The sequence below is a fragment of the Agathobaculum faecis genome (assembly GCF_014287995.1).
GTDB lineage: Bacteria > Bacillota > Clostridia > Oscillospirales > Butyricicoccaceae > Agathobaculum > Agathobaculum ammoniilyticum.
Genome location: NZ_JACOPL010000012.1, coordinates 41853 through 63507, shown reverse-complemented (window position 1 = coordinate 63507; position 21655 = coordinate 41853). Strand labels below are relative to the sequence as shown.

At 46.8% G+C, this 21655-nt stretch carries 15 protein-coding genes and 1 pseudogene; 2 read left to right on the top strand and 14 right to left on the bottom strand.

The window, feature by feature from the left end; genetic code table 11:
- Position 1: 1 nt before the first annotated feature.
- Positions 2 to 7960, top strand: coding sequence for an LPD25 domain-containing protein (locus tag H8S45_RS12275; protein WP_186950136.1), 7959 nt, complete (start codon positions 2 to 4; stop codon positions 7958 to 7960).
- 164 nt (positions 7961 to 8124) lie between these two features.
- Here the strand turns inward: H8S45_RS12275 and H8S45_RS12270 are convergent, their stop codons facing one another.
- From H8S45_RS12270 to H8S45_RS12255, 4 genes are all read right to left on the bottom strand, one after another.
- Positions 8125 to 8550 (bottom strand): hypothetical protein, encoded by a 426-nt coding sequence (locus tag H8S45_RS12270; protein WP_159068170.1) that lies wholly within the window; start codon positions 8548 to 8550, stop codon positions 8125 to 8127.
- 68 nt (positions 8551 to 8618) lie between these two features.
- Positions 8619 to 9320, bottom strand: coding sequence for a DUF4367 domain-containing protein (locus H8S45_RS12265; protein WP_054327243.1), 702 nt, complete (start codon positions 9318 to 9320; stop codon positions 8619 to 8621).
- Positions 9307 to 9861 (bottom strand): RNA polymerase sigma factor, encoded by a 555-nt coding sequence (locus tag H8S45_RS12260; protein ID WP_107631663.1) that lies wholly within the window; start codon positions 9859 to 9861, stop codon positions 9307 to 9309. The genes H8S45_RS12265 and H8S45_RS12260 overlap by 14 nt, the downstream gene beginning before the upstream one ends.
- 323 nt (positions 9862 to 10184) lie before the next feature.
- Positions 10185 to 10565 (bottom strand): hypothetical protein, encoded by a 381-nt coding sequence (locus H8S45_RS12255; protein ID WP_054327241.1) that lies wholly within the window; start codon positions 10563 to 10565, stop codon positions 10185 to 10187.
- Positions 10566 to 11201: 636 nt separating this feature from the next.
- On the opposite strand from H8S45_RS12255, the pseudogene H8S45_RS12250 reads away from it, so the two are divergent.
- Positions 11202 to 11411: pseudogene (locus H8S45_RS12250) on the top strand (IS110 family transposase); the annotation flags it as partial.
- 135 nt (positions 11412 to 11546) lie between these two features.
- Here the strand turns inward: H8S45_RS12250 and H8S45_RS12245 are convergent.
- The 10 genes from H8S45_RS12245 to H8S45_RS12200 form a co-directional block, all read right to left on the bottom strand.
- Positions 11547 to 11972, bottom strand: coding sequence for a cupin domain-containing protein (locus tag H8S45_RS12245; RefSeq protein ID WP_054327239.1), 426 nt, complete (start codon positions 11970 to 11972; stop codon positions 11547 to 11549).
- Positions 11959 to 12948 (bottom strand): carbohydrate kinase family protein, encoded by a 990-nt coding sequence (locus tag H8S45_RS12240; RefSeq protein WP_054327238.1) that lies wholly within the window; start codon positions 12946 to 12948, stop codon positions 11959 to 11961. Before H8S45_RS12240 ends, H8S45_RS12245 begins: the two co-directional genes overlap by 14 nt.
- A 14-nt stretch (positions 12949 to 12962) precedes the next feature.
- Complete coding sequence (locus tag H8S45_RS12235; RefSeq protein ID WP_054327237.1) at positions 12963 to 13346, bottom strand: VOC family protein; 384 nt, start codon at positions 13344 to 13346, stop codon at positions 12963 to 12965.
- A 1-nt stretch (position 13347) separates the two neighbouring features.
- A complete protein-coding gene (locus tag H8S45_RS12230; RefSeq protein WP_054327236.1) occupies positions 13348 to 14439 on the bottom strand; it encodes a lactonase family protein in 1092 nt (363 codons plus the stop codon).
- Positions 14429 to 15907, bottom strand: coding sequence for a hypothetical protein (locus H8S45_RS12225; protein ID WP_152959448.1), 1479 nt, complete (start codon positions 15905 to 15907; stop codon positions 14429 to 14431). Before H8S45_RS12225 ends, H8S45_RS12230 begins: the two co-directional genes overlap by 11 nt.
- A 103-nt stretch (positions 15908 to 16010) precedes the next feature.
- Positions 16011 to 16982 carry an aldo/keto reductase gene (locus H8S45_RS12220; protein WP_082397093.1) on the bottom strand — a complete coding sequence of 324 codons (972 nt, stop codon included), beginning with the start codon at positions 16980 to 16982 and terminating at the stop codon, positions 16011 to 16013.
- 10 nt (positions 16983 to 16992) lie between these two features.
- On the bottom strand, positions 16993 to 18138 hold the full coding sequence (locus H8S45_RS12215) for a sialidase family protein (RefSeq protein WP_082397091.1): 1146 nt from the start codon (positions 18136 to 18138) through the stop codon (positions 16993 to 16995).
- Positions 18139 to 18147: 9 nt separating this feature from the next.
- Complete coding sequence (locus tag H8S45_RS12210) at positions 18148 to 18972, bottom strand: SDR family NAD(P)-dependent oxidoreductase (protein WP_054327234.1); 825 nt, start codon at positions 18970 to 18972, stop codon at positions 18148 to 18150.
- A gap of 14 nt (positions 18973 to 18986) precedes the next feature.
- Positions 18987 to 19970, bottom strand: coding sequence for an ABC transporter permease (locus tag H8S45_RS12205; RefSeq protein WP_054327233.1), 984 nt, complete (start codon positions 19968 to 19970; stop codon positions 18987 to 18989).
- Positions 19960 to 21501 (bottom strand): sugar ABC transporter ATP-binding protein, encoded by a 1542-nt coding sequence (locus H8S45_RS12200; RefSeq protein WP_054327232.1) that lies wholly within the window; start codon positions 21499 to 21501, stop codon positions 19960 to 19962. The genes H8S45_RS12205 and H8S45_RS12200 overlap by 11 nt, the downstream gene beginning before the upstream one ends.
- Positions 21502 to 21655: the final 154 nt, after the last annotated feature.

The window sequence follows — 21655 nt, the reverse complement described above, 5'->3', positions numbered from 1 at the left end:
GTTGAAAAAACCTGCTGCTTTCCCTTTTTCTGACGAACCGCCCGCGGTTCAGCTTTCGCTGATGCCGGAGGAAATCCCTGCGCGGGATGTGTTCCAGTCGAACACGCAGCCCGCCGCTGCGGATATGTTCCAGTCGAACACGCAACCAGCCGCCGAAGATGTGTTCCAACCGAACACGCAGACCGCCGCCGAAGATGTGTTCCATCGGAACACACGGCTCGGCCGGCATGAATTTACGCAGGCGGAAATAGACCATGTGCTGCGGCTCGGCAGCAACACAGACCGCCACCGCGAATGTATCGTCGCAGCCTTTGAAAAGCAGAAACCCATCGGCGGGATTGCAGCCGATCTGCAAACCATCTACCACGGCGGCAATGGCTTTTCCATCGGCGCGGAAATGTTCGCCGCGTGGTATGACAGGGACGGCGTCCATCTTTCCCGCGGGCGCTCCACACGGTATGACGCCGGGGCGTATCTCATCCCATGGGAACAGGCGGCAGGACGGATCGGGCATCTTATAGGAACCGGACAGTTTGCCACCAATGTCGAGGTCGCGGAAGCCGAGGGATACGAACGCCGCCAGCTTTCGGAAAAAATCTGGTTCCTTTACCATGACTTCGGTGAAGAGGCGCAAGGCTATCTGTCCAGCCTGTCCGGGGTACGGCGAAACAATTATCCGGAAGAAACAGCATGGCTCGCGGGACAGCTGAAAAATCCGGAATTTCTCCGGACGTTCACAGAGGAATATGCCGCGTTCCTGTCCGCCTATGACCGAAACCATGACCTGCTGCGGTTTCGGCATCATAAAACCAGGGACATCATGGATGGCCTGCATGATCTATCCCTTCCCCGCAGGACTTTTGCTTCGGGAATGACGAAAATCCCGGAGATCGGCCGGTTTATCACAGACGATGAAATTGATGTTTCCCTTTCGGACGGCGGAAACGTCGCAGGCGGGAAAAACCGTATCTACGCTTTCTTCCAGCAGGGACACTCTGCGAAAGAGCAGAAAGACTTCCTGCAGGAGGAATATGGCATCGGCGGGCGATCCCACGCGCTGTCCGGCTCTTCCCACAGTTGGGAAGATTATGACGGGAAAGGGATTCATTATAGAAAAAATGGCTGTCCGGATATCCACCTTACATGGGAACATGCCGCGAAACGTGTTGCCGCGCTGGTGCAGAACAACCGATACCTGCCTGCAGAGGCACAGGCGGCGGCTGATAAGGTGCGCGAGGGGAACGCGCTGGCGGAACAGGAGGAAATGGCTGCGCCTTCTGTGCCGGAGGGCAAGACAGGCCATGCAGTCCCGCCTGTCATGCCCCAAACCACGGGGGAAAATCCATATGAACCGGACAGCACACCCTATATCTTCTGCGAATGGAGTGAAAGCCCCCTATTTGAAGATGGGAAACGGTATTCCATCTATGAGTTTGACCGCCTGATGAAGCAGGCGGATGACGAACAGGTTGCAGGGAAAAACGCCGCTTTGAAAAAACATGGCACATGGGAGGACTGGTACGAAGCGGACGATCCTGAAAACGAGCGGTTTCTTGGCTATGATAAAACCAAATTTACTATCGTTATGCCTGATGGGCAGACCTATACGGAGCGGCAGGATATTGGCGATGGTGATGGCGGGGTGCTGGATTTCCTGAGTCGGTATCCCCAATATCAAAGCATCCTGCCGCAGCTGCGCGAGGCGTCCATTGTATCCCCTACACCGGATGAAGCAACCATTGGGCAGGCCGCTGCCACAGACCCCTCCCACGATGTGTTCCAGTCGGACACGCAGCCTGTCGCTGACGATGTGTTCCGACGGAACACATCGAAAAGCGCCGCGCCCAAACGGACGGTGCGGACGGTAAAAGAGATTTATGAACAATACCTGCCAGTGATTAAAGAAAAGGTCATGGCTGACGCTGCCTATCAAAATGCCTGCATGAATTCAGACGAGGAAAATGCCCGTATAGAAGCGGATGCTGCTACACGGCGCGCGGCGGTGAGTATCGGGGATACCGAGTTCCTCCGGCTTTATTATGACCTCAGTTCTTTCCATAACCATTTGCATAAAGTGGTATTTGATGAAACCTATCCTGCCCTGCACGCAAGCGCAGAACAGCCCGTTTCATCTGATGATGTGTTCCAAGGGAACACATTGGAGGAAGCCGTGCAGGCTGCTGCCACAGACCCTTCACGTGATGTGTTCCAAGGGAACACACTGGAGGAAGCTGTACAGGCCGCTACCGCAGACCCCTCGCGCGATGTGTTCCAAGGGAACACGCAACCCGCCGCTGACGATGTGTTCCAACCGAACACGCAGCCTGTCGCTGACGATGTGTTCCAGTCGAACACACAGCCCGCCGCTCACGATGTGTTCCAGTCGAACACGCAGACCGCTGCCGAAGATGTGTTCCATCGGAACACGCAGCCTTCTGCCGACGATGTGTTCCACGGGAACACACTTGAGGAAGCCGTACAGGCTGCTGCCGCAGCCCTCTCCCACGATGTGTTCCAGGGGAACACACTGGAGGAAACCACGCAGGCAATACCAGCGCCGTATGACCCACTTGCACCCGCCTATCAGGTTGGGACAGTGGTTTACTGGAACAAAGCGGCGCACATCATTTCCGGCGTCAGCCCCGCAGGAATCACGCTGAAAGAAGTCGGCGCGGAGGGTACGGAACTGTCGCCCATCGCCAAAGCTGTATTCGAGGGCCGGTTGTCTCAGGACGCCCGAAATACACCCGTCATAGACACCCTGACTATGGATATCGAAAATACAAACGACGATCTGCGGGAAACGCTCACCAGCGAGCACGGCCTGCTGTCACAGGCGGACAAGGACGCCATCGCCCGCCTCCTGCGGGACGGTCTGGGCAATGCGGAAATTGCGCAGCATCTCTCGGACGCCCACGCGGGTACAACCGGCAATTTCACCCTTTTAACAGGGGATGAAGCCGAGTATATCGCCACACCATCCGGTTTTTCCGTTGAGATTCAGGACAGGTTCGGTACGGAACTGTCGTATTCATGGACCGAAGTCGCGCGGCTCTGCCGCAGCCTGTATCAACAGGAGTTGGACGGCTTCCGTCACGCTGTCCCCGAACCTGCTGCAAGCGCGGATGTGTTCCAGCCGAACACACCGGAAGGGGCGGCGCGGAACGCGGGCAATTATCATATTACGGATGAACTGCTCGGCGTATCCCGTCCGCGCGAACGGTATCGTGACAACATTGCCGCACTCCGTCTGCTGCACACGCTGGAGCAGGAGAACCGCCCGGCTGCGCCGGACGAACAGGCGGCGCTCGCCCGTTATACCGGCTGGGGCGCGATCCCGCAGGCGTTTGATGCGGGGAATCCGGCGTGGGCTGATGAATATACCGAGCTTAAAGCGCTGCTGACAGACGATGAATATAAAGCCGCGCGCGCTTCCACCTTAAACGCGCATTACACCAGCCCCACGGTGATCCGTGCTATCTATGACGCCGTAGAGCACATGGGGCTTGCACCGGAAAGCATTCTGGAGCCGTCCTGCGGTACTGGTAACTTCTTCGGTATGCTGCCGGAGGGAATGAGAAACAGCCGTTTGTACGGCGTGGAGCTGGACAGCATCACGGGCCGCATTGCCCAAAAGCTCTATCCCAGTGCGGATATCACTGTATCCGGTTTTGAAAATACCGCATTTCCGGACAACACTTTCGACCTTGCCATCGGCAACGTCCCGTTCGGTGATTATCGCGTGAACGATAAGGCATATAACAAAGACCATCTGCTCATACACGACTATTTCTTTATGAAATCACTGGATAAAGTAAAGCCGAACGGCGTCGCTGCTTTCATCACCTCCAAAGGCACAATGGATAAGAAAGACACACACGTTCGCCGCCTGCTTGCGCAGAAGGCGGATTTGCTGGGCGCTATCCGTCTGCCAAACAATGCGTTCAAAGCCAATGCCGGCGCAGAGGTGACAACGGATATCCTGTTCCTGCAAAAGCGGGAAACGCCGCCGGAGACCGAGACTGAGTGGGTACAGCTGGGGCAAAATCCAGACGGGCTTTCCATGAACCGTTATTTCATCTCCCACCCGGAAATGGTCTTGGGTGAAATGAAGATGGAAAGCACCAGATACGGCTATGATACCACCTGCGCGCCGATTCCGGGTGCAGACCTGAAGGGGCAGCTTGCAGAAGCGGTACGGCATATCGGGGCGCTGGAGAAGCTGCCGGTGCGCGGCGCTGCGGATGTGTTCCAGTGGAACACATCGCAAAATACAGGAAGTACCCCGGATGAAGAGGTTGAAGATTATAGCTATTTCATCAAGGACGGGGCGGTGTTTTTCCGCGCCGCTGGCAGGGATGAGCCTACAGGATATAAGGAAACCGCATCGCAGCGCGCCCGCGGCATGATCGGCCTGCGAAAAACCGTGCGCGATTTGATCATAGCACAGACCGAAGGTTGTGATGATGACACGCTGCACGGGCTGCAGCGTACGCTGAACGGGCAGTACGACGCCTTTGTCAAAAAGCACGGCTATCTCCACGATACCGCCAACCGCCGCGCCTTTTCACGGGACGCAGGCTATCCGCTGCTGCTGGCATTGGAGGAGCTGGACGATGAGCAGAACGTCAAAGGCAAAAGCGATATCTTCACCCTGCGCACGATCCGGCCGCATATTGCCGTGACCAGCGCGGATACGCCGCAGGATGCGCTGGGTTTATCCCTTGCGGAACGCGGGGAAATCGACTTTGCTTATATGTCCCGCCTGCTGGGCGGGACGCCGGAGGGGCAGATCATTTCCGCGCTGCACGGGCAGATTTTCCGCGAACCGGTAAGCGGCGTCTGGCAGCCGGCGGACGAGTACCTTTCCGGCAATATCCGCGCAAAGCTGAAAACCGCGCAGGCATACGCGGAAAAAGACCCCGCTTTCTCATTTAACGTGAAAATGCTGGAAAGCGTCCTGCCCGAACCGCTCACCGCTTCGGATATCAGCGTGCGGCTCGGCACTGCGTGGATTCCGCCCGAAGATATTACGCAGTTTGTGCGTGAAGTCCTGCACCCGCCGTTCTATGCTGCAAATAAGATAACCGTATCTTACTCGGATGCAATCAAAAGCTGGTATGTATCCAACAAGGGCGCGGACAACGACCGCAATTCCTTTGCCCACACCAAATTCGGGACAAGCCGCGCGAACGGCTATGAACTGCTGGAACGGGCGCTCAACCTGCGGGATGTGCAGATATTCGATGTGAAAATCGTAGACGGCAAGGAAAAGCGTATCCCCAACCAACAGGAGACCATCAAGGCGCGCGGGAAGCAGGACGCGCTGCGGCAGGCGTTCAAAGACTGGATTTTTGCAGACCCGGAACGGCGCGAGCGTCTGGTCCGCTACTACAACGAGCATTTTAACCACACCCGCCCGCGCACCTATAACGGGGATTACCTCTCTTTCCCCGGCATGAACCCGAACATTACCTTGAAAGAACACCAGCGCAACGCGGTTGCCCGCATCCTCTACGGCGGCAATACCCTGCTGGCGCATTGTGTTGGCGCGGGGAAAACATGGACGATGGCAGCGGGCGCGATGGAACTGCGGCGGCTGGGGCTTGCCCACAAGCCGATGTTCGTTGTGCCAAACAGCCTGACCGAGCAGTGGGGCGCGGAATTCCAGCAATTATATCCCGGCGCACATATCCTTGTGGCGCGGGAAGATGACCTGTCCAAACAGAACCGCCCTGCATTTTGTGCGCGGATCGCCACAGGGGATTATGACGCGGTGATCATCGGGCATAGCCAGTTTGAAAAAATCCCGCTTTCCCCGGAGCACGCCCGGGCGCATATCGAAAAGCAGCTTGACACGCTGGAACTCAGCCTGTCCGAAGCGAAAAAAGATAAAGGGCAGAGTTTTACGATCAAGCAGCTGGAAAGCTCGAAAAAGAAGCTGGAAGCGCGGCTGGAGCAGCTGATGAACGCCAAGGAAAAGGATACTGCCGTAAGCTTTGAACAGCTTGGCGTGGACCGTATTTTTGTAGACGAAGCGGACGAATTTAAGAACCTCGGCCTGTTTACAAAAATGCGGAATGTTGCAGGCATCCAGACCACGGCTGCGCAGAAAAGCGAGGATATGGCAGCAAAATGTGAATACCTGAATGGGCGCAGCGGCTATAACAGCGTGGTATTTGCCACGGGTACGCCGATCTCAAACAGTATGACGGAATTATATACCATGATGCGCTATCTGCAACATGATGTACTGGAGCAGGCGGGCTTATCCGATTTTGACAGCTGGGCATCCGCCTTCGGCGAAACCGTGACCGCTATGGAACTGTCCCCCGAGGGCAGCGGCTACCGCAGCAAAACCCGCTTTGCAAAGTTTGTCAACCTGCCTGAGCTGGTTACGATGTGGAAGCTTGCCGCAGACATCCAAACGGCGGATATGCTGCATCTGCCGCGCCCGGAAGGGACGTATCATAATGAACTCACCGCGCCCACCCCAGAGCAGGAGGCAATGGTGCAGCAGCTGGGAAAACGCGCGGACGCGGTGCGTGCCGGCGCTGTCGCGCCGTATGAGGACAACATGCTTGCGATCACAAACGACGGGCGCAAGCTGGCGCTGGACCAGCGGCTTTCCGACCCCTCGCTGCCCGATACGCCGGAAAGCAAGCTGAACAAGGTTGTGCAGAACGTTTTTGAAATCTGGGAGCGTACCGCGCCGGAAAAAGGCACGCAGCTCATTTTCTGCGACCTTGCGACACCCGGCGGCAAAGGCGCGCGTAAAAACAGCTTTTGCGCCTATGACGATATACGGGACAAGCTGATCGCGCGCGGCGTGCCTGCGGAGGAAATTGCGTATATCCATCATGCGGATACTACACCGAAAAAGCGCACGCTGCGGCAGCAGATGAACGCAGGCAAAGTCCGCATCCTGATCGGCTCCACCAGCAAAATGGGCGCCGGATTCAATGTGCAGAAACGCTTAGCCGCGGAACACGAGATAGACTGCCCGTGGCGTCCGCGCGATATTGAACAGCGCGAGGGGCGCATCCTGCGTCAGGGCAATATGTATGACCATGTTGACATTTACCGTTATGCGACCAAAAGCACCTTTGACAGCTATAACTGGCAGACTGTGGAGAATAAGCAGAAGTTTATCGCGCAAATTGTGACTGGGAAATCCCCTGCGCGTACTTGTGAGGATGTAGACGCCGCCGCACTGTCCTATGCAGAGATCAAGGCGCTGTCTGCCGGCGATCCGCGCATCAAAGAGCGAATGGAACTGGAGGTTGAGGTCAACAAGCTGAATGTGCTTCGCACCGCATACAAGAACGAGCAGTACCATCTGCAGGATGAAATACGCATAATACCGGACAAAATAACGGATAAGGAGCGCCTGCTTGCCGCATTGCAGCAGGACGGCAGGACCTTTGCAGCGCACCATGCAGAAAGCGTGGGCGATACATTCCGCGCGGAGATCTCCGGTACGGTATACACGCAGAAAGAGGACGCCGGAAACGCTTTGCTGCAGCGCATCGAAAGCGAAACGGCAAAGATCAAGGCTGGGGCGGACGATGCCCTGGCGTGGGAAAAGTCCCTTTCTATCGGGCATTACTGCGGTTTTGAACTATACCTGACGCGCGACCCGCTGCAAAACTGTATCCTGTGGGGACGGGGGGAGACCAAGCGTCAGGTGGATGCCGGCATGACGCCGCAGGGCATGATGCAGCGGCTGGGAAATGCCCTGTCCGGCATTGAAGAACATATTCCCGACTGTGAAAAGCGGATATCTCTCTTGAAAGAGCAGCTTAAAACAGCGAAAGCGGAACTGGATAAACCGTGGCCGCAGGAGGATGAGTACCAGATCAAGGTAGCGCGGCTGGGCGAGCTGAATTTCCTTTTAAGCAAAAAAAATGACCAGCCTCAGTTTGGCTTAGACCAGCCTCAGCCGGAGTTGACCCTATAACATGAGCCGTACGTTTACGCGGGAAATTAGGAAAGGCGTGCTTGAACCTCGTGGTTTAGGCACGCCTTTATTCTTAACAAAAACATTTTAATTGCGCGTTTTTACAAAAAACTCCCAAAAGACCAGTTCGTAATCTTTTGAGAGTTTATAATTTGTATCACTCGTCAAGCAAAATATCCATATGATATCATTTTTGTGCCAGTTTCCAATAAGGTATTATTTTTATAAACTTCTAATGTTATCTTTAATTGGTATGAATATCCATGATAAACAGCATAACTTTTTGTGGGGGTTGCAACAGAAAATGAAGATGATGTCGTATCCCATGTGTATAAGGTATTCCATTTATTGTTTTTAAACTGTTGCAACTCTACGGTTATTTTACATTTGTTGACTTGCGTAGATAGTGCCGAACCAGAACCATAAGCTGTTGCTATTCCTGAACTTGAAATATCAAGATTTCCAGTAATGTAAACGATATGGGTCCATCTTGGTTGAGCTTGAAGATCTGTTGCCCCGGACGAACAAAAGAGAGCGGAGAAAACAAGGGTGATAGCAACAACAGTTTTCATCAATTTAATTTTTTTCACAAAAATCCTCCTTTGAAAAGTCGTTCAGATAATATAACGAAATCAAAGGAGGATATATTACAAATATTTTAAATATCTACACTTTCCAGTATCTTTACACATTCTTCTTGTGTGATCGTCCCAGTAATACAATACATATGTCCATTTGTAGGCCACGAAACGATAATGTAGTCTTCATGTGATGAAACCACAGCAGGAGAGCCATCAACTTCAATTTCACTCAAAACACTGTCTTCTGAGTTGAAGTAAAAGGTATCCGTATTCATATTAAATTCAATTTGATACGAGCTTCCATCCTCCCGCTGATATGCAATACTATATCCATTTTCGAATTCTGAAAATGATGTTACTACAAAGCCGTCTGGAGAATAAGTTGGCAGATATTTCGACATGAAATCGGAAATAGGAACATTGAGGTCATCATGAGTCAGTATCTGGGAGCTTTCCTTTCCAATGTTAAGGATAAAGGATAACACAGGGACCCGAATAGCGTCAACAGAACCTATCAGAATTCCACCGATTCCAATGAATACGGCAAATCCTGCTGCTATATGTTTCATTGTCTTCTTATACGCAGATATCCATTCTTTGCGGCGTTCTTTCCGCCTGACACGGTTCATTCTCTGCTCGAATCCCTTTGAAAATTCATGCGGCTCAATACCCTCTGCCGCCAATTCTTCCTCGGTTTTTAATTCCGGAGGCGAAGATTCAACGGAATCATCCAGCGCAACGCCAAGGAGCTGTTCGATATACTTATCATCGTTTTTCATCAAAGTAATGCTCCTCTCTCAAAAGTTTTTCCAGCTTCGATTTGGCACGAAGCAATCTCTGGTTGACGTTGTTTGCCGAAATACCGAGAAGTTTTCCCGTTTCTTCCGCCGTTAACTGATATAAAAACCGGAGTTTTAAAGCATCCCGATATATATCCGGTAATTGATCAATTGTCGTGACGAGATCCATATATCGAACCTTTCCAATAGCAGAATCTTCAGGATTATTCTGATCTATCACAAAATTTTCATTATCAAAAAAGACCTCAGGATTTTTACGTCTTTTTCTGTATTCGTCAATACTGATATTCCTGATGATAATGGCAATGTAGTCACGGCGCTTCTGTTCTGTCATTGTTGAGATTTTTTTCATGTTAGCTGCAACTCTGACGAAAGTCTCAGCAGTCATGTCTTCAGCCAACTGTACATCATGCAATATACTGTATGCGATCTGATACATACCTTGACGGTAACTATTATATATTTGATCGAATAAGATTTCATTATCTTTATCATCAATCAAAACCGTATAAGACAGCATGGTTATCCCCCTCCAATGCCGCTAATATCTTTGTGAAAGGCAAAACCAGTATATCACAAAGTAATCAAGAGGGAAAAGAATAACATTGCACAAAAAATAAGCACATATATGTAATTATCAGAATACATATTTAAAACAAAAAATAGTGTTAAAATAAGATGTAAAATTATTTGTTTGGGGAACTTGTGTACTTTATATAACGAATTTAAATAGCTTGATATTACATGAATTATTTACAAAACAACAGGGTTGGAGCAGTTATGCTCCAACCCTGCTCTGGTATATATACTTGTTTTGAACCAACGACCTCCGGGGTTATGAGTTTACCATTCATGTCCGAACGAACCGACTTCACTCTCCCATTTTTCTGTCACTTTATTATAGTATGACACAGTAATGACGATTTCGTTATCACGAATCGCCGAGACAAATGCTGTGACAGAATGTATCGTGTTCGGATAGTATGTTACTTTGAGACTTTGCACCCCAGTTATATCTCCCGTGCTGTCCAGAATGGTATACTTTACATGAACCTCTGCACCACAGTTAAAAGTAACATCTTCTTCGAAATAAAGGGTCATGCGATCTTCTACTCCTACCGATGCATCAGCAGTGATGTCGGCGGCGAAAGCCGGCGTAATCGATAGTGTTGCCACACACAGCACAAGTGGAACAATTCGTTTAAACAGCTTCTTGATATTCATTTTCTTTCCTCCTCACGAAACGGCTGATACATGGATTCGGTCAGACGGTACAGCAAATTCATATGGCTGGTATCGTCCACGAATGTCACATTCTACTACCACCTCCATTCCAGCTTTGAGTTCGTGTAATGATATCTCTTCTCCCGCAGGATCGGTAATTTGTGTTCCCGAATCTGCGGAAAAAACATAATAATTATCCGAATCGTCTTTCATAACAAAGCTGTTGTAATTTGATTCAACTACTATACCATAGCTATATGTCGTGCCTTCTCTCAAATAATTTAAGTAAACAAAGCGGATGGCAAATATGATTACTATGCAACATGCAAGCATGATTAACAAAAATATCGTCTTTTTTTTGAGAGTATGACACAGCTGCATTGAACTTCCCGCCCTTGTATTATAAAGTTAGTAGTTATTAAAGCCCCTCTCCAAGGGCTGTGCTACACTGTAGGGGATGCTGTGGATTGGTGTTTCGACCCTACCAGAAGATGGTTTTAGAAAGGTTCCAACCACAGCCCCTTACAATTTTGTTAATCAGTTAAATACCGCCAGACGGTTTATGTGGAACAAGGCTACAAAAGTAAGGCGCACTGTGGATGCAGCATCACATATTTACCGTTGGAGGGATTGGTTATGGTAATTTCTGTTGGTATTGATGTCTCAAAGGATAAGCATGATTGCTTCATTCTCAGTTCGGAGGGCGAAGTCCTGGCAGATGCGTTCACTATCCCCAATACGATGGATGGGTTTAACTACCTGTTGCAGAGAATCCAAGACTGCACCACACCGCAAGACAAAATGAAAGTAGGGCTTGAGGCAACCGGGCATTACAGCTACAACCTTTCTAAATTGTTCTTTGGTAAATGTCAACAGCAAGACTGCTGACTGCACCGACCTGGATGGTGCATGCTGACTGGATAAACAGGCACACTTCAATTGAAATATTTATTTGATCTAAACCAAACTTGAGATTATAGTTTAAGGCGCAATTGGAAATTTTTCGTTACAATCAGGATTTTGTGTTCGGAATTTCTCCATGTAATCTTCACGAACTGGACAGAAAATATCAATCGCCTTGCAGTCGACATCAAGAATAAACGCACCATGAGGTATATTAGCGGGAAGATAAATCACATCTCCTGCTTCAACACGGTAAATCTTTCCGTCGATAATTTCGTCACAATATCCTTCAGTCACAATCATACATTGTGCATTTTCATGAGTATGAACATCAAAAACAGAGTTTGCCTTCATAGTAAGAAAACTCACGGTAAGTTCTTTTGTTGAAATAAGATGACTTTCTGAACCAGGGACTAGCAATGTCATGGGGACACTCTCTGTTGGACGAACAATGTATTGTTCTCTATCTTGGGTTTCTGCAATCTTGAATTCACTGCGATTCATAGTTGCTCTCCTTTTCTTGATGCTGTAAAATGTGTTCTACTTCTTTCAAATAAGGCATTGACGGAATTCCTCCACGCTTTGAAATACTAAGTGCTGCAACGATATTTGCTTGATCTGCATACCTAATGACATCAGCAATGGACAATTGTACAAGCGACTTCCCCTCTTTTATAAAGTATGAAATGAAGGCGCCCCAGAAAGCATCTCCAGCTCCAGTTTTGTCAATGGTTTTTCCGAGTTCTACGCTGTCTGAAAAGCCTCCGCCTTTTTCGTTGAGACTAACATATGCCCCCTTTTTACCAAGAGTAATAGCTACGCATGTAACTCCTTTGCTATGAAGAAATGCGCATGCATTCTCTAAACTTTGTTCACCGGTGACAATCTCTAGTTCTTCATCAGAGACCTTTATCATGTCCACGTACTGCAACACTGATTGCATGTGAAATCTAGCCGATTCTTGATCGGGCCATAATTTTTCTCGATAATTTGGATCGTATGAAATCACGGCGCCGGCTTCTTTTGCTGTGTTTACCGCCACAAAAGAAGCCGTCCTCGTTGGTTCGTTAGTAAGAGAGAGTGATCCAAAGTGAAAAACTTTGCAATTTTGAAGCAACTCACGGGAAACTTCATCACTCTTAAGGCAAATATCCGCACCTGGCTTTCTAGCAAAAGAAAATTCTCGTTCTCCCCTTGCGTCTAATGCCACGAATGCAAGCGTGGTAAATACATTCGAATCCATAACGAGGCCCTTGGTACATATCCCTTCAGATTCAATCACCTGTCTCAGAAATTGACCATGCATATCGTTTCCGACCTTGCCAATAAATGCAGTTGACCGTCCCATTCGAGTTGCAGCAGTTAGCATGTTACAAGGCGCTCCGCCAGCATTCCGTTCAAACAGTTTCATCCCGGATTGAGAATACCCACCATCAGTAAAATCAATCAACAACTCTCCAAGCGCAACAATATCAAACACAGTTCTTCTCCCTATTATAAATACTGATTGAATTCCACACGTTCTCCATTTGGACCCGTAATCGTGAAGAAGCGTACACCTTTTTCGAAAAATGGCAAAGTTTGGATCGTTACGTTTTCTATCGACATTGTTGAAGTTATAAACCGAAATGTGGCTTCGACATCATTGACATTAATTGCAATGTGGTCCCATGCACCTGTTTGTAGTGTGCAATCCTCACTCTCATATACTTCAAGAACCATGTCTTGCAACTTCAAAAAGCAAACCCGTTTACCACGGTTGTCTTCTTGAGTTTGAACTCCAAACCCAAGAAGTTGATAAAATTTGAGCGTTTCCTCATAACAGTTTGTTGGGAGCCCTAAATGTTGTAATCCTAAAATTAAATTTTTTGCCTCCAATTTATTGCCTCCCTTCAAAAATTGCAAATGCATAAGTTTGGGGGATCTTCTCTCTTACTCCGGTATCTTTAAAATACTGATGAGTTTCATCTAAATAGAAAATCTGTATCCCGCCAACGCTGGAACAACGTTCCTTGGGTATTTTGTAAGCACCAACATCCAAGAATTCCTCCAATGCAGCAAAGAGAAACTTTGATGTAGAGTCAAATCGGAGAACTCTTGCCCACCCGTCTGTTTTAACCGTACTATGGAATTTTAATAATCCATGATGATCCACCTGGTATACAACGATGGTGTTCTCTCCACGATTTGATACTGTTAACCATTTCCCGTCAGGGGAAATGGCAATATCGCCGCCTATACTTTCATCTTTCTCGCTATATTTAAGATTGTTTAGTATTTGCTTCAGCACCAAGAAGTTTCTGTTGCGATCTAAATAGCAAGAAAAAACCTCAGAACTTATTTCTGAAACTACATAAATGTAATCCAGAGTAGGATGAGCAACGAGGTGCCGTGGACCAGCGCCTGGAGACAGATTTAATTCAAACAAGCTTTTTGATGGAATATTGCCGTCGAACAGTCGCAATTTGTCACAACCCAAATCAGCTGTTACCATATAATCACCATCAGCAACAACTATAGTGCCATGTGGATGGGGAGAATCCTGTCTAGGACCGATATTGGTGCCAGTGTCATTAAATTGCTGAATTTGAAGACATCTTCCTATTCCGCCGTCCTCTCGAATGTTATACAGCAACAATGAGTTGGCTAGGAAGTCCGAGGCAATAAAGACTTTTTTCTCATGATTTACAGAAATATGCGTTGCATCAAAACCAAATGCAGATTCTCGGTTAATCAATCGTAATGTGCCATCACTTTGAATTGAATAAGAACTAAAAAGATTGTTTCTTCCGCTGTCCAAAGAAGAAGTATACAGAACTCCATCGTCGATCGTAATGCAGGCTACGTCTCTCAATATGTCCTCAGTACCTTTTTTATTTAGTACACAAGATGTAGGATCAAAGGTATAACGGATCAACTTTCCTTCGTAATTTCTGATACAAGCATATAACCAAATCATATTAGTATTCATACGGGTCATCCTTTATTCCACGATGTTGCACACTGCCGGCCGCCAGATAGCCGCCACTTGCACCGGATTTGCTTTTTGAAATCCAAAAAGCAAACAATTTGCCTTGTTCTATCTCAAATACGATGTGGACTGGTACATGTGTAAGTTCTTTTAGCCGTGAAGGGTTTTTCCATATAATTTGTTGCTTTGTAGAATCGATGTTTCTACAAACGCAATCATTAAATGTAAGACCTTTAATAGGACGATTGTTAATGTCGCGCAATTCTGCCTTCAATGACTTGCATTGTGCATTAACCCAAAGACCTTCACCTTCAAAACACACTAACGGCGTTACAATTCGACCGACATTATCCGTTACCAGTGCCGCAAATCCGTCTCTACGGAGTGCAGCAACTCCTGTACTACCACCAGCATACATATGCCGCCCAAGATGAGGCGAATTCCCAGACCAGGCACCAAAATAGAAGAGAAGCTCGTGACCGTTTATAATACAGATGCCAGTTGCAGGATGAATGTAACCTTCGTTCCACGCTCCACAAGCTCCGGTTCCAGCAATAAATTCATTTCTATTCAATCTGGAAAATTGTAAGCCATCACGACTAAAGCCAATGTATAGATCACATTTTTTGGGGGTTTTCAGTTTTTCTGCAATCGTATTATGGGGGCCTTTAAAAATTTGATATAGGCCGATGACAATGCTTTCGTACGCCACACAATCCAAGCTATATAACTGTGTGTCACAATCATATATGTCATCGCGAGCATCATCTACATCTGCAGTCTGCCAAAAGTATTCCTTTTGACAAGCTGCAAGTTCATAAAAAGTACTTGCTTCCCGATAAGAACGGTATCGATATAAGTATTGTTCTCTATTATATAAACTGCGAACACTCAGCACCCATTTGTCTCTAAATGGGTTATAGAACAACGATGTAGTATCTCCGCATCGCATAATAGGCGTTGGTGTACTCCAAGTCATTCCGTCTGCGGATGTTCGTAGTTCTGCATACTCGCGTTTTTGGGGATCTCGAGTAAAGAGAAACATTTTATATCGCTCATCTATGCTATTAAGATCCAACCAAACGCTACATCCATCTCGTATACGTCCTTCGGAATAGGGTAACACTCGATTTGTGCCGTTACCTGCTCTGGTGTTTATCCTTTCCCAATGAAATCCATCACTACTTTCAGCATAAGCAGTCGCTCCAAACCAACCGGCTTGATACCACAATTTGAATTTACCGTCAAAAGGATCATAAAATGCGCCATCTTTAAACGGTGCAGCAACTGGGCAATTACCATTATCCATTTCCAAAGGAGTTGTGGGAAGCAACACTGGCCCCTTGATCTGAGGAGAATAGAACTCCCGCTGCATATCACATTCTTCTATTAAAAAATCGTCCACAAAAAGCTGTCTGCCGCAATCGATAGGAATAACATCGGGCCTTCTTTTCAGGTAATCCGGCATTTGCGGCTTTACCTGAAAGGAAGGGTGATGTACATGAGAAGTCGGGAGTAAAGTTTCGACATTGTCAGGGGATACAATTCCATTATGTAATATCATTTAAATATTATATATCGAAAATAAAATCAATCTGTTCTTGTGTAAGAGGAATCTGTGCACTTTCCAGAGTTGTTTTCATCTCATTTGGCCGCTGCGGGCCAACGATAGATACAACCGGGAAAGGCTGGGAGAGAGTGTATCCTAAAACAATATCTTGCAAAGTCATATTAGTCTCCTTCGCAAGCTTTACTGCTTGGCGTGCTCGTCGAAGGGATTCGCTATTATAGAAATATTTGCGAGAATATGCGTAGCCCAGATTCTCCATATAATCTTCTTTGAAGCAATTATAAAAGAATCCACTAGCCTGTGAACAATAGGCGAACACTGGTCGCTGGGTTTCAATATGATACTTTCGCATACCGTTAGTGAGCCATGTTTGAATCAGCTCATCGACAGCTGTCATATTGGGGAAAGCCATATTAAACATGACCTGATTTGCGCTGAATGTACGCAAACCGTGTGCCTTTGCATAGGAATCTGCTTCCAGTATTCGCTCGATTTTCCAATTAGAACAACCAAAATAACGGATTTTCCCTTCATCAACGCACTTATTTAATTCCTCGATAATAGGAATGACTGGCTGACTAGGGTCATCCTGGTGTAGCCAATAGAAGTCTATATAGTCTGTGTGTAGGTTCTTCAAGCTGTCGTTCAGATCTTCGCGCAAATACTTTGGAGTCATCCGCTTTTCATAAGGTTTATTCGTAGCATAGCAGCAACCTTTTGTGCTAATCAGCACTTTATCGCGCAAATGATTCTCTTTAAGAAAATCACCTACAAGACATTCACTCAAGGAACGTCCGCCTACAATGAAGCTCCCGTAATAATGGGATGTATCAATCATTGTCCCACCGTAATCGATATAAGATTTGAGCAATTCTCGGGAAATATGCTCTGGAACATTGCTTGCATAATCACCTGTGCCCAGCACATACTGCGGCACAGTAAGATCTGTTCCTTCAAGTTTTCTATATTTCATAGTCGACACCTCAATCCAATTTACTGATAACACGCTTGGTAAAGGAACCGTCAGAAACAAAACGGCCCTGCAAAATGTCTTCCTCGGTAATCCGAGCTAACAAAAGTTCCTTTTCTACATTACGCTCGCGATCATAGATAATATAAATTTGGTCATCCGGTGTTTGCACTGCATCTGGGTAAGACACAAGTTCCCGCTCGTCCAACAAAAGAGGACCACTCCAAGTCTCTCCATCATCTGTTGACAAAAATGCAGCTAAGTTATTTCTTGCCATATAGTCCGGGTCGTCCCCACGTGGCTTGTCAAAACAGTTATCAGGACTCCAGTGATTGATCAACAGGATATTACCGGAATGGATTTTTCGAATATGGAATCTGGAATTAGGACCGCCAAAGCAGAATTTTCCAACATTCTCCCAAGTTCGCCCCCCATCATTGGAAAAAGCTTCACCAATGCCATCTTTTCTGCGTGTCAGCATTTGAATAGTACCATCATTCTTCTCAATGATCATACTCTCGTCGAACCATCGATTCGGCATATCGACTCCACCACGATATTCAAATGTCTCACCGTTATCCTTAGATACATACATTTTTGCGAGACAATCAGGGACATCAGGATTCAAATCCGATTTAACATGCCCCCACAGGCAAATCGGAAGAGCCCAATCCCCATTGGACAGTACCGTTGGTTTGTTGAGCATCACACCATCTGCAATTCTATGTGGCTCCGTCCAAATAAGAGGAGACTCATCAGGATTTCGGCATACTGAATACCAACAACCAGCTCGACCATCAAAGCCACCATAACTCTGCGACCAGAAGAAAAACAATTCATTAGTAGGAGTGCGCCATAGACAAGGATCAAATGCTCGAACATTACCAGCTGGGTCAACTACCATAATGGGCTCAGACCATGTTTCACAGTTGTCATCGCTGATTTCAATTGCGACATAGTTGTCTGGACCTTCATCATTGCCTCCGCTGAAAAAACATCTCCAAAAACGGCCGCCCCGAGTTCTATCAATTCCAGGTATGCCTTGCCAAAGCCGGTTTTTGCGATGATACTTCTCGCCGGGATTTGTGTTAATCCGGACTGGCATAAGCGCCATATCCTTTTCTTTCAATGTTACTTCATTTGCTTCCAGTGATATCATTTTTCCACCTCATTCGCATGTCTGTTCACGGATTACAAATGTTCCACGTCCGTGGCTAGCGGTGTATTCATCAGCTTCTGACCAGTAGTCCTCGCCGCAATTAACACCACCATCTACAAATATATTCACGCCAGTGATAAATTTTGCTTCGTCCGAAGCAAGAAAAGCCGCTGTGTAACCAATATCGTTACCATCTCCACCAATTCGCAGCGGGATTCGTGAAATTTCCTCCGTATAGTCTCGATCTTCATAGCCTTCCGGATATACACACATACACCCAGGAGAAATAGTAGAAACACGGATACCGTATCTTCCGTATTCACGAGCCATAGATTGGGCGGCTCGATTGAGTCCCGCTTTCAGTCCGCCATAAATTGCGTCCATCGGAGTGGGTGTTTTGGAACGGATAGACGAAGTAAATAAAATCGTGCCTTTAATACCGCTTTTCATCATATATTTGGCCGCGGCATTAGCAATTAAAAGGCTTCCGCGAAAATTGACCTCATAAACAAAATCAATTTCTTCCGGATGGATAAGACGCATGTATTTTTCAAGACCAACACCAGCATTGCACATCACAAGAGATATAGAAGGAAATGCGTCTAAAGCATGTGCCATAAGGCTTTCACCAATATTGTGATCTCGCTGGTCGCAATCAAATGTTTCGACCCTGACACCGTAGTTGTCTTGCAGTCGCTGTGCAACACGTATAGCTTTGTCGCCCTCCCCGCAGTGCGCCATAAAGATGTTATATCCTTTGCTGGCGAGTGCATTACAGATTCCTTCACCGACACCTCTATTTCCACCAGTGACGATCGCAGCAGGTCTATTCACAAAACCACCTCCTATTATGCAACCTTTTTAACTCTATCTTTGCTTGCCTGACGGAAACAATCAATTGTAACTGCCAAAATCACGAGCGCGCCCATAGCAACATCCTGCCAGAACTGACTGACATGCAACAGATTCAAGCCATTGTTTATCACACCCATGAGTAGAGATCCGATCAGGGTACCCCAGATGCTACCGGAGCCGCCATTCATGGAAGTGCCACCGACAACGCCCGCAACGATGCAGTTAAGTTCGGCACCAGTTGCCATGGTAGAATTTGTGAAATTCAATCTACCGGCGAGCATCATAGCGGAAATGCCGCACAGAATGCCGGTCATAGCATAGGCCTTAAGCTTCATTTTGTCGATTTCAACGCCTGAAAGCCGCGCTGCTTTTTCGTTACCACCAATGCACTTGATCTTGATTCCAAAAGGAGTTTTTTCTAGCAGAAACCATGCCATTGCAAACAGAGCAAGCAATACGATAATACCAATAGGAAAAACATTCTTGATTTTTCCAGCAGCAATCCAACGGAGGCCGTCTGGCATAATCAAGGAGTTTTTCGCATCTGTAATGATAGCTGCCATACCTCGGAAAATGTAGCTAGTGCCAAGAGTCGCAACAAACGGAGGTAACATAACCTTTGTGACAAGCAGGCCGTTGATTATCCCGCAAAGAAGGGCTATTGCCAGGGCAATCAAAATAGCCGGCATAGGCGCCATTCCATATTTATTTGTAAGCAATCCCATAACACATGCGCTTAACGCCAAAATGGCACCTACTGAAAGATCTATCGCGCCAAGCATGAAGAGAACCGTCATGCCGATGGCCATGAGCGCAATATATACAACTTGGTTTGTCACTGTCAGTAAATTCCCAACTGTCATAAAGTCTTTCGAAAGGAAAGACAGAACGACGCAAAGAATAATCAGTGCTAAAAAAGCGCTAATTTGGGAACTATATTTGTTTGTAAGTTTCAACCCTTGTGCTTTATTGTTCATATTCCTTTTCTCCTCGCTGTGTTGCCAATTTCATTATTTTCTCTTGTGTTGCGTCCGCACGAAGCAGCTCGCCGGTCGGTCTGCCTTCGTGCATTACCAAAATTCGGTCGCTCATGCCAAGAACCTCTGGCAAATCCGAAGAAATCATAATGACGCCTATACCATCCTCAATCAATTTGTTAATTAGATTATAGACTTCAACTTTCGCTCCTACATCAACGCCGCGAGTCGGCTCATCAAAAATAACCAGTTTGGAATTCGCAACCAACCATTTTCCTAAGGATATTTTTTGTTGATTTCCGCCAGATAGATTCTCGGCATTCAAATCTAAGTTGTCTGTATTCAGATGAAGTTTGCGACTAATATTGTGGCAAATGGTTTCAATTTTAGACTTCTCAAAGACACCATGCTTTGTAAAGTTGTCTACAGCAGCAATCATCAAATTAGAATATAGCGAGTGAGAGAGAAACAGTCCCTCTTCTTTTCGGTCCTCTGGCACCAAAGATATGCCCAATTTGATAGCATCGGATGGGTTTTTTACTGAAATTTCTTTGCCAAAGAAATAAATCTTACCTTCTGTTTTAGGAAGTGCTCCAAATATTGTCTTTGCCACTTCCGTACGACCCGCACCTACAAGTCCTGAAAAACCCAAAACCTCTCCTTTGTGCAAAGAGAAACTCACATTTTGAAAATACTTGCCACAAGAAAGGTTTTCAACGCGTAAAATTTCTTCACCGCGCTCAAAAAACTGTTTCGGGAATTGCTGATCCATTGGATGTCCAACCATCATGCTGATGATGTCATCAATGGTTATTTCTTCTTCATGGAAATCCCTGCAACCAACAAGCTTGCCATCTCTCAACACCGTTACTCGATCACCAATCTGCATAATTTCATCCATACGGTGTGAGATGTAACAGATTGCCATCCCATTTTCCTTAAGTTTGCGAATAACTGTAAATAGTTTTTCCACTTCAATATCAGTTAGAACAGCTGAAGGTTCATCAAAAATAATGACCTTAGAATTCATGCGAAGAGCTTTCGCTATTTCAACCATTTGTCTCTGTGCGACACTAAGTTCATTTACAGGAACGGTAACATCAATATTCGCACCGATCATTTCCAACAGCTCTCTGCTACGTTGAATCATTGCTTGGCGATCCAGTATTTGCAATGGGCCGTGTTTTTTTACAATTTGATTGACAGCAAAAATATTTTCATACGCACTCAACGGTTCCACTAAGTTCAGTTCCTGATATACAACACTGATTCCTTTTTCCAGTGCTTCTATGGGGCTGTTCGTCAAGATGGGTTCACCATTCAACTTAATACTTCCTGCATTCGGGATATAAGCGCCTGCAATAATTTTAATCAATGTTGATTTACCAGCGCCATTCTCACCCATGAGAATATGAACTTCGCCTTTACGCAGCGTGAAATCGACATGGTCTAACACTGTAACGCCGCCAAACATTTTTGTGGCGCCAGTTACTTCTAACGCAATATCATTCATTTTAATGTTCTGCTTCAATTTGGGATGTCCCTCCCCACTTATGTTAGGGTAATACCGCATAATTGAACAAGAGCGATTTACGAGTAAATTTTGCATACTGACGAGGAGTGGTTTTGCGGTAATACTTGATGTATCACCGCAAAATCACAACGAAGTTAGGGCGCAAAATTTC

What these genes read in the sequence shown, in the direction of transcription:
- H8S45_RS12205 (WP_054327233.1), bottom strand. Translation starts at nt 19,970, where the DNA reads ATGAACAATAAAGCACAAGGGTTGAAACTTACAAACAAATATAGTTCC.
- H8S45_RS12260 (WP_107631663.1), bottom strand. Translation starts at nt 9,861, where the DNA reads ATGCTGTCTTATACGGTTTTGATTGATGATAAAGATAATGAAATCTTA.
- H8S45_RS12265 (WP_054327243.1), bottom strand. Translation starts at nt 9,320, where the DNA reads ATGAAAAACGATGATAAGTATATCGAACAGCTCCTTGGCGTTGCGCTG.
- H8S45_RS12220 (WP_082397093.1), bottom strand. Translation starts at nt 16,982, where the DNA reads ATGAAATATAGAAAACTTGAAGGAACAGATCTTACTGTGCCGCAGTAT.
- H8S45_RS12230 (WP_054327236.1), bottom strand. Translation starts at nt 14,439, where the DNA reads ATGAATACTAATATGATTTGGTTATATGCTTGTATCAGAAATTACGAA.
- H8S45_RS12245 (WP_054327239.1), bottom strand. Translation starts at nt 11,972, where the DNA reads ATGAATCGCAGTGAATTCAAGATTGCAGAAACCCAAGATAGAGAACAA.
- H8S45_RS12255 (WP_054327241.1), bottom strand. Translation starts at nt 10,565, where the DNA reads ATGAATATCAAGAAGCTGTTTAAACGAATTGTTCCACTTGTGCTGTGT.
- H8S45_RS12215 (WP_082397091.1), bottom strand. Translation starts at nt 18,138, where the DNA reads ATGATATCACTGGAAGCAAATGAAGTAACATTGAAAGAAAAGGATATG.
- H8S45_RS12225 (WP_152959448.1), bottom strand. Translation starts at nt 15,907, where the DNA reads ATGCCGGATTACCTGAAAAGAAGGCCCGATGTTATTCCTATCGATTGC.